The 2,592-nt window shown below is 64.0% G+C and carries 3 protein-coding genes; all 3 read right to left on the bottom strand.

The window, feature by feature from the left end; all coding sequences use genetic code 11:
* Window positions 1-242: 242 nt before the first annotated feature.
* Window positions 243-485: a hypothetical protein gene (locus tag CK224_RS30490; RefSeq protein WP_082980372.1), complete on the bottom strand. Its 243-nt coding sequence runs from the start codon at window positions 483-485 to the stop codon at window positions 243-245.
* 79 nt (window positions 486-564) lie between these two features.
* A complete protein-coding gene (locus CK224_RS30495) occupies window positions 565-1,566 on the bottom strand; it encodes a nucleotidyltransferase family protein (RefSeq protein WP_245426358.1) in 1,002 nt (333 codons plus the stop codon).
* Window positions 1,557-2,369 carry an aldolase gene (locus CK224_RS30500; protein WP_176478072.1) on the bottom strand — a complete coding sequence of 271 codons (813 nt, stop codon included), beginning with the start codon at window positions 2,367-2,369 and terminating at the stop codon, window positions 1,557-1,559. The genes CK224_RS30495 and CK224_RS30500 overlap by 10 nt, the downstream gene beginning before the upstream one ends.
* Between the last annotated feature and the right edge of the window lie 223 nt (window positions 2,370-2,592).

Below are 2,592 nucleotides of genomic sequence, written 5' to 3' on the forward strand. Positions count from 1 at the left end.
ACGACTCGAATCCGACCGAGAACGACGGCAAGATCTATGAATTCCATTTGAACGATTGGCTGCTCGCCTGATCTGACAGGGGGAGCGACCGCCAACAAACAAATACCCCGACCGCGGCGTGCCGCCAGCGATCGGGGTATCAAAATTGAAGCAAAGACGCGAAAGCGCGCCGCCCGGATCCATTTCCGCGCGACGCGCTTTTGGTTCTCAAAACGCTGCTTCAGCGACCCTGACGGTCAACCTTACGACTGGCCGGGAGGCCCGAGGTGAATGTGGTTTTTGTCGCCCCAGCCGTTGCCCGGGCGTGTTCCTCCCGATTTGGCGATTGCTCTGGAGTTCAGGCTGGTGCCGAGCAGAACCGTTATGGCCGGTGGAGTCACCGCCGCAAAACGCCCTGCCTTCTTGAGAAAGTCCCGGCGCGCCTGAGCCTCTGAAACGAGGACTTCCTGCGTCCTTTCCGAGCGTTTCGTGCTTTCGGTTGGCATGACGATTCTCCCATGCGGGTTCCAAAGTATCACAACAGCTTATGTTTCCCGATGCCAGGATACTAGTTCACCAAAAGGCTTAGATTTTCGCGCTTGGAAGCAAAAGCGTACGAGCGATGCGCCGCGCGAAATCGGACGAGCCCCCCCTCGCCGAACCCCTGGCGCTTAGAAACCGCCGCGTTCCCCAAATCAAATTCCCGGCCAGGCGCAACGGAGCGCCGATGATCGGGTGGGTCGCCGTGAAGACGCGCCTCCAGTGCTGGAAACGGACGATCGGACGCCGGGCGCATCTTGCCGGGATCCTGGTTCCGAAGAAGTGATGCAAGGCCAGCAGCTGGGCGTCCAGCGCATTGCGGGCGCTTCGGTCCGACATGGATGCCTGCAGCGCGCTCCAGTCCACGTTCTCGGTCTCCGCCAATTGTGCCAGGTCGTGAAGATGCCTGAGATCAATCCTTCCGCGCCAGTAGTCGCCCTCCTTAAACAGGTCGTGCACGATCCAGTGCATAGCCCGGGACTGGGCAGTAGGAATATTCACCCGCAAATCGTCGTGCTGGACGAACATAGGGGGTTCAAAGTCGATCGCCCGGCGCGCCCGGAGTTCCAGCATTCCGGCATCCTGCTCACGCGCCATGCCTCGCTCGCCTGCCACCTCGGCATAGCCGAGCTCTTCAAGGCAGATTTGGGCGGCGGCCTCTTCGGCCGGCTCCACGGCCAAATCGAGGTCGCTTGTCATCCTGCTGGGAGCCCGGCCTGCCGGCGCAAGGAACAAGGGAACAGCGCCCTTGAGCAGGAGCGGAACGATGCCGCGGCCATTAAGCGCCGCAACGGCTTCGAGCAGTTGGGCGCGCAGCCGCAGGTTCCGCTCCCGATTGCAGTCGTGAACGAACCGGAGATATTCGTACACGTCCTGCGGCAGCCGGTGGATCTGGCCGGCGCGCGCGAGGGAGGAGAACAAATCCGGCGTGAGCAAAGTGCGATTGGCCAGAGCGATTACGGCGTGCCAATCGGCCCCGTCGGCCGGACTGCCGCGAAGTCCGGCGATCAGAGCCTCGAGCGCGTTGCCTCTGTGTCTCACCGGCATGCCTTCGTGATCAGCTCTACTGCATCATCGAGCTTCGAATAGCTCAGACAATAGGTGCCCGCCGATCCGATTACTTGGGTCAGAGTGTCGAAGGCGCTGCCGCTCAACTCTCGGCCGGGTGCGAACGCCCCGTTGAGCAGCACACGCAATGCGCTGGCCGGGTCGATCGGCTCGAGGCAAGCTTTCGCGTCGCGACCTCGACGAAGCTGGATTACATAGCCGATTGGTATGGGGGAGGACGGCACGACCTCGCTGGGCACCGCAAACCGAACTCGCCTGCGGTCCGGCCGGCGACAAACCGGAACAGCGTCGAGATTGGGGTAGCGTTCGGCCAAAAGCGACCATGCTCCCGCCTTGACGGCGGGCGCAAACGGCAGACCAATGCCATGTCCCCGGGAGTCCAACAGCGTCACATCGTCAGATGCGAAACCGAACCCTGCATTGACCAGCGCCAGGGTCAACGTAGTCTTGCCTGCGCCTGGGTTGCCGCAGAGAAGCACGATGCGCTCATTTTTGAGAAGCGCAGCCGCGTGCAGAGCAAGTTCGTAGGCGCTGCGGTCGAGGACCTCGATCAGCATCTGCCCTTTCAGCATGACGGGGAGCTCGTCGGGCGCGCAGGACAGAATCCAGTCGCCATCCCGGAACAGGTGGACCCGTCCCTCATGCTCGACCAGCTGGAACAGAATGTCGGCAGTCTCTCGCCGGACCTCGAGATGCCGGAACACGGCGACCGCGGGAAAGGCGCGGGCTGCAGGGTACTCGATGCGTACGGAAAGGCCCGCGATGGCGACCACCTGGCTCACAGCCTCTCGAGCCGGCACAGACGGCGGTGCGTCGGGCCGTATCAAGCTCAGCCGCTGCCAATCCCTCAGCGCGGCCTCGACATGCCTGTTTGCCTCGATGCCATCGACGCCGGGCGGGGGGGGGGGGGGGGCGGGGGGGGGCGGCCGCGGGGCGGCGGTGGGGGGGGCGGCCGGGGGGGGGGCCGGGTGGTGTGGGGGGGGGGAGGCGGCGGGGGGGGGCGGG

Origin of the sequence: Mesorhizobium sp. WSM3862 (assembly GCF_002294985.1) — a bacterium.
Taxonomy (GTDB): Bacteria; Pseudomonadota; Alphaproteobacteria; order Rhizobiales; family Rhizobiaceae; genus Mesorhizobium.

What these genes read in the sequence shown, in the direction of transcription:
- CK224_RS30490 (WP_082980372.1), bottom strand. Translation starts at nt 485, where the DNA reads ATGCCAACCGAAAGCACGAAACGCTCGGAAAGGACGCAGGAAGTCCTC.
- CK224_RS30495 (WP_245426358.1), bottom strand. Translation starts at nt 1,566, where the DNA reads ATGCCGGTGAGACACAGAGGCAACGCGCTCGAGGCTCTGATCGCCGGA.